Source organism: Methylobacterium sp. WL103 (assembly GCF_008039885.1).
Classification (GTDB): Bacteria; Pseudomonadota; Alphaproteobacteria; order Rhizobiales; family Beijerinckiaceae; genus Methylobacterium; species Methylobacterium cerastii.
In genome coordinates this window covers 1-5,740 of record NZ_VRUX01000257.1, presented here as the reverse complement: position 1 = coordinate 5,740, position 5,740 = coordinate 1, and the positions used below count along the sequence as shown (strand labels likewise).

The window sequence follows — 5,740 nt, the reverse complement described above, 5'->3', positions numbered from 1 at the left end:
GCCGGGGTGCGCGCCACGCTGGTGCGGCTCGCCGGCGCCCTCGACCTCGCCCGGCTGTCGCTGCACGGCGACGTGGTGGTGGAGCGCAAGGCCGTCACCGTGGTCTCGGGCGATACGCGGCTGCATCCGCCGCCGGGCGGCTTCCTTCAGGCGACGGCGGCCGGCGAGACGGCGCTGACCGGGCTGGTGCGCGACGCCTTCGCGAAGAAGACCAAGCGCGCGATCGACCTGTTCTCGGGCTGCGGCCCCTTCACCTTGGGCGTGGCCCGCGTCAGCAACGTCCACGCCGTCGAGAGCGAGGCCGGCGCGCTCGCCGGCATCGAGCGCTCCTACCGCAGCGCGCAGGGGCTGAAGGGCATCACCACGGAGACCCGCGACCTGTTCCGCCGGCCGGTCCTCGCCCACGATCTCAACGATTACGACGCCGTCGTCTTCGACCCGCCCCGGGCGGGCGCGCAGGCGCAGGTGAAGCAGATCGCCGAATCGAAGGTGCCGCTCGCTGTCGGCGTGAGCTGCGACGCCGGCACCTTCTCCCGCGACGCGGCGACCCTCGTCGCGGCCGGCTTCAGCCTGGAGCGGGTCACCCCCGTCGACCAGTTCCGGTACTCGGGCCATGTCGAGATGGTCGGCGTGTTCCGCCGGGCGGTCGCGGCCCGGCGCCGGCTCTAAAGCGTTTTCCAGCAAGGTAGACGCCGGCTCGCGTGAAGAAAACGCGACCACACCGACAAGAAGGCGCGTCTTCCAGAACGGTGGAGGCCGGGTCGCGTGAAGACAACGCCCTTGCGACCGGCACGACGACGAGCGCATGCGCTCCGGGTCGTCCTTGCGCCGTCCGGTCCGCGCCGTCGGAGAACCAAGTCCACGCCGGCCGGTTCTCTCCGCGGGGGTCGCGGACGAGCGGCAAGCGTGATGCGTTACTACATCGACACGGACGACGGCGACGCCCGCGTGATCGACGAGGCCGGGTTCGACCTTCCGGGACCGCTCGAAGCCCGCACGACGGCGATCGACGCCCTGCCCGACATGGCGCGACAGAAGATCCCGAACGGCGACGACCGCACCTTCTCCGTCAGCGTGCGCAACGAGGCCGGCGGGGTGATCTACAGCGCGGAACTGGTGATGACCGGCACCTGGCACATCCCCCGGCCTCAGGAGGGGTAGTTCCGATGTCCGCGATGAGAGGAGCGCCGCGCCGGCTACGACCGGTCGGCCTCGGCCGTCACGAACGAAAGGCAGCGGGCGCGGACCTGCGGGTCCTTGATGCGATCGAAGGCGCGGACCAGGGCCAACGTCTCGGCATCGCGGGATTCGTGCTCGCCCGGCGAAAAGAATTTGGTGACCGGCTCGTCGAGCGTGCGCGCGATCCGCTCCAGGCTCGCGCGCGCTAGGGATTCGTGAACGCCTGGCTTCTTCACACGATGACCCCTTGGGCTCGGTCTCCTACGGAGCCAATCAGTTGATTTGCACTCCGGCCGCCTTCGGCCCGAGCTCATGGGCGAGGTGGCGCCCGAGGACGACGAGGGCCTGTCGAACGATCTCGGCGGTCTCGTCGTTCCCCGTCGCCTCCGCTTCCAGGTAGGCGGCGGAGAAGTCGTCGACGATCGCGTCGAGCGCATCGGCGCTCAGGTCCGCCAGAAGCGTCCGGGCGGCGGAGGTGGGCGTCGCCGACGCCGTGGCCCGCGTCGGCGCGGCGATCTGCGTGTGGGAGGATCGTATCGCCGCGCGCGACCGCTCGATCGCGGAACGGGACCGTTCCATCAGATCGTTCGCATCGCCGATCCGTCGGCGACTCTGCCGTATCTGCGCGGCGAGGATCGCCTTCTCGCACCAAGACGCCATCATCAACCGGCTCTCACAACTCATACGATCCATCGTCGCGCGCGGGCGGACGTCGGCGGCTTCGGCTCGCACCGGATCTCGGCACGATGGTAGCGAGCGCTGGTCCTCGCGACGTCGCGCCATCCGCGCCTGCGACGGTTCTGCCGACACCCCGAACAGTGAGATCCTGGCGGAGGTCACGAGCGCGTGATTTCGGACGCAAGCGTTCGCGTATGCGATCCGGGACGGCACTAACATGGATCAGCGCCGACGCTCACGTTTCCGTGATTGAAGTCCTACGCTTAGAACAGAGTCCCCTGCTCGTCCTCGTCGCTGGAGGGCGGCTTCTCTGCGGCGGGCAGGTCCGGCGGCGTCGGCGCCGGACGGGGGCGCCCGACCGGCGCGATCAGCGCCGCGTCGTCGTTGCGCACGGCGTTCACCCGGTCGGAGACGGGATCGAGGCGGAGCCAGTCGTCGGGGCACGGGCGGCAGAGGGCCGCCGCCTCGGCCTGGTCCACGTCCCGCGTGTCGAGCCAGGGCGCGACCTGCTCGGGCGAGAGGATCGCCGGCATCCGGTCGTGGACCGCCGCCATGGTGCCGTTCGCCCCGGTGGTGACGACGGCCGCCGTGTCGATCTCCGAGCCGTCCGCCCCGAGCCAGGATTCCCATAGGCCGGCGAGCGCCATCGGGGCGCCGTCCGCGCGCGAGATCGCGAAGGGCGTCCGCACGGTGTTGCGGCCGGTGCCCTCGCGCCGCCATTCGTAGAAGCCGTCGGCCAGGAAGACGCAGCGCCGGTGGCGCACCGCGCCGCGGAAGGTCGGCTTCTCCAGGATGGTCTCGACCCGGGCGTTGATCACCAGCGGAAAGGTCTTGGGGTCCTTGAGCCAGCTCGGCCAGAAGCCCCAGCGCACCAGCCGGAAGTGCCGCGCCCCGCCCTCGCCGACGACGATCGGCACCGGCTGCGTCGGGGCCACGTTGTAGCGCGGCGGGAAGTTCGGACGCTCCGGGTAGCCGTAGAACTCCGCGAAGAGTTCGGGCGCCTGGGCGATGAAGAAGCGTCCGCACATTCCCAGAGGCTCCTGTCCGCCGGCGACGCCCGCCTTCTCGCGACGCTCGCCCTTTCGCGACGTTCGCACTGCCGCGGCGCGCGACGGCAGCCTACAGCCACTTCTTCCAGCGGAAGAACACGTAGGGGAGCACGGCGGCGACCACCATCATCACCACCGCCATCGGGTAGCCGAAGCTCCATTCCAGCTCCGGCATCGCCTTGAAGTTCATCCCGTAGATCGAGGCGATCAGCGTCGGGGGCATGAACACCACCGCCATGACCGAGAACAGCTTGATGATGTTGTTCTGCTCCAGGTTCACCAGCCCGAGCGTCGCGTCGAGCAGGAACTGGATCTTCGAGGACAGGAAGGTCGCGTGCTCTTCCAGCGACTGCAGGTCGCGCAGCGTCGAGCGCACGTCCTCGCGCAGCTCGCGCGGCGCCTTGGCGGTCCGGTAGGTGGCCGACAGCGAGAGCAGGATGCGCTCCATCGAAACCAGGCTCTCGCGCTGCTTGGAGATCAGGTCGCCGTGGCGGCCGAGCGCCCGCAGCGTGTCCTGGAGCGCGGTGTTCCGGGCGGAGGGGTCGTCCTGGACCTCGAAGATCTTGCCCGAGAGCCGGTCGATGCGCTCGCCCTGGAGCTGGAGCACGTCGGCGGCCCGGTCGATCACCGCCTCGATCAGGCCGGCGAGGATGGTCTCGCCCGAAGGCGTCCCCGTCGGCCCGCTCCCGGTCGCCCGGCCGGCGCGCTGGGTGTACATCCGGAACGCCTGCGGCTCCTCGTAGCGCACCGTCACCAGCTTGCGGCCCTGCAGGATGAAGGTGATGCCGGCGAGCCCGGGATCCTCCGAATCGCTGACCTTCGAGAGCACGCGCCCGGTCATGTAGCGGGCGCCGTCCTCGACGTAGAGCAGCTCGGACGGCTCGATGTCCTTCATCTCCTCCCGGGTCGGCACCTGGATGCCCATGAAGGCCTCGACCTTCAGGTCCTCCTCCCGGGTCGGCTTGATCATGTCGAGCCAGACGGTGTCGTCGGGGATCGCGTCCTGCAGTTCGAGGGGGCGGCGCTCCAGCAGCATCTGGCCGGTGCCGGTGACCGGCTGGTGGATGAAGATCACGAAGGGCGAACCTGGGGATGGGCGCTCGGGCGAGCGCGTCTTTGGGTTTCGCGCTCAGTCGAGCGCGTCTCTTTGCCTTGCGCTCAGTCGAGCGCGTGGGGCGGCGGCGTGCTTGCATCCGGCACGAAGAAGTCCGGCGCAAGGGGCACGCCGGCGGTGACGCGGTATTGCGAAAAATCCGTGACGCCGTTCTGCGACAGGAACGTGTCGTCGATCAGGAATTGGCCGGTGATCTCGCGAGCCGGCTTCAGAAACAGCACGTGGGCCGCGTCCGCGATGATCTCGGGCGTCCGGCTCGCCCGCATCAGGGCCTCGCCGCCGAGCAGGTTGTTGACCGCGGCCGTCGCGATCGTGGTCCGCGGCCACAGCGCGTTCACCGCGATGCCCGACCTGCGCAGCTCGCCCGCGAGCCCGAGCACGCACAGCGACATGCCGAACTTCGCCATGGTGTAGGCGAGGTGCGGCGAAAACCACTTCTCCGCCATGTCGAGGGGCGGCGACAGCATCAGGATGTGCGGGTTGTCCGCCTTCTCCAGGTAGGGAAGCGCGTATTTCGAGACCATGTAGGTGCCGCGCGTGTTGATCTGATGCATCAGGTCGAAGCGCTTCATCTCGGTCTGCTTCGTCGGGGTCAGCGAGATCGCGCTGGCGTTGTTGACCACGATGTCGACGCCGCCGAACGTCTCCGCGGCGCGTGCGAAGGCTTGGCGCACCGAATCCTCGTCGCGCACGTCGACCACCAGCGGCAGCGCCCGGCCGCCGGCCGCCTCGATCGCCGCGGCCGCGGTATGGATCGTGCCCTCGAGCTTGGGGTGCGGCGTCTCGGTCTTGGCCGCGATCACCACGTTGGCCCCGTCGCGGGCCGCGCGCAGGCCGATGGCGAGCCCGATGCCGCGCGAGGCTCCGGTGATGAACAGGGTCTTCTTGGCCAGGGTGCCGGTCATCGCGTCCTCCGCGGGTTCGTGTCGAGGATTCGTGTCACGGCGCGATCCGGAAGCGGGCGGGCCGCGACCCGTCGGCATCCGTGAAACCGTATTCCGCCGCGACGTCGCCGGCGTGGATCACCTGGCCGGTCCGGGCGATCACGCCGGGGTCGGCGGCGAGCGCCGCCAGGGCGCGGCCGGCGTAGAGCGGGCTCTCGGTGGCGAGCGCACCCTGCCCGAGGTCGCAGACGCGCTCGGTGCGCACGAAGCCCGGCGAGAGCGCCAGCGCGGCGACCCCGTGCGGGCGCAGTTCCTCTCCGAAGGCGAAGGCGAGGCGGTTCGTCGTCGCCTTGGCGAGGTCGTAGTAGACGTCGCCGAGGTAGCCCTCCGCGGTGCCGAAGGAGACCAGCGCGATCAGCCCCGACCCGGCCGCGACCATCGCCGGCGCCACCGCGCGGGCGAGCAGCAGCCCGGGATAGGGGCCGACGCGGGCGAACTCCGCGAACGGCTCCGCCGACCGGCGCCAGAACGGCGTGCCCCAGCCGGTCCCGTCCGGGTAGCTTTCGCCGTCGTAGCCCTCGTTGCCGCCCCAGACGCTCGACACCGCCACGTCGATGCGGCCGAAGCGGCGCAGCGTCCAGTGCACGAGTTCGTCGACGGCACGCTCGCTGGTGTGGTCGCAGAGGTAGTGGTGCCCGTCGCCGCCGGCCGCGTCGACCTCGCGGCTGGTGTCCTCGATCGATTCGGAGCGCTGCTCGGTGCGCGGCCCGGTCTCGCTGGAGCGGGCGGTGACGACGACCGTGGCGCCGGCCTCGCCGAGCGCCCGGGCGATGCCC

The 5,740-nt window shown here is 70.4% G+C and carries 7 protein-coding genes and 1 pseudogene; 2 read left to right on the top strand and 6 right to left on the bottom strand.

The window, feature by feature from the left end; all coding sequences use genetic code 11:
• Window positions 1–669: pseudogene (locus tag FV222_RS15530) on the top strand (class I SAM-dependent RNA methyltransferase); the annotation flags it as partial.
• Window positions 670–909: 240 nt separating this feature from the next.
• A complete protein-coding gene (locus FV222_RS15525) occupies window positions 910–1,161 on the top strand; it encodes a hypothetical protein (RefSeq protein ID WP_246685484.1) in 252 nt (83 codons plus the stop codon).
• Between the two features lie 35 nt (window positions 1,162–1,196).
• On the opposite strand, the gene FV222_RS15520 is transcribed toward FV222_RS15525, so the two are convergent.
• From FV222_RS15520 to FV222_RS15495, 6 genes are all read right to left on the bottom strand, one after another.
• Window positions 1,197–1,415, bottom strand: coding sequence for a hypothetical protein (locus tag FV222_RS15520; RefSeq protein WP_147753760.1), 219 nt, complete (start codon window positions 1,413–1,415; stop codon window positions 1,197–1,199).
• A gap of 37 nt (window positions 1,416–1,452) precedes the next feature.
• A complete protein-coding gene (locus FV222_RS15515) occupies window positions 1,453–2,070 on the bottom strand; it encodes a hypothetical protein (protein ID WP_147814993.1) in 618 nt (205 codons plus the stop codon).
• A gap of 50 nt (window positions 2,071–2,120) precedes the next feature.
• Window positions 2,121–2,885: an SOS response-associated peptidase gene (locus tag FV222_RS15510; protein ID WP_147764142.1), complete on the bottom strand. Its 765-nt coding sequence runs from the start codon at window positions 2,883–2,885 to the stop codon at window positions 2,121–2,123.
• A 91-nt stretch (window positions 2,886–2,976) separates the two neighbouring features.
• Window positions 2,977–3,981, bottom strand: coding sequence for a magnesium transporter CorA family protein (locus tag FV222_RS15505; RefSeq protein ID WP_147753763.1), 1,005 nt, complete (start codon window positions 3,979–3,981; stop codon window positions 2,977–2,979).
• Between the two features lie 83 nt (window positions 3,982–4,064).
• Window positions 4,065–4,925 (bottom strand): NAD(P)-dependent oxidoreductase, encoded by an 861-nt coding sequence (locus FV222_RS15500; protein WP_147814991.1) that lies wholly within the window; start codon window positions 4,923–4,925, stop codon window positions 4,065–4,067.
• A gap of 34 nt (window positions 4,926–4,959) precedes the next feature.
• On the bottom strand, window positions 4,960–5,740 hold a 781-nt coding region (locus FV222_RS15495), incomplete at its 5' end, for an SDR family oxidoreductase (protein ID WP_147814989.1).

Bases quoted from the DNA above. Each gene is read 5' to 3' on its own strand.
- FV222_RS15510 (WP_147764142.1), bottom strand. From the start codon at position 2,885: ATGTGCGGACGCTTCTTCATCGCCCAGGCGCCCGAACTCTTCGCGGAG.
- FV222_RS15500 (WP_147814991.1), bottom strand. From the start codon at position 4,925: ATGACCGGCACCCTGGCCAAGAAGACCCTGTTCATCACCGGAGCCTCG.
- FV222_RS15525 (WP_246685484.1), top strand. From the start codon at position 910: ATGCGTTACTACATCGACACGGACGACGGCGACGCCCGCGTGATCGAC.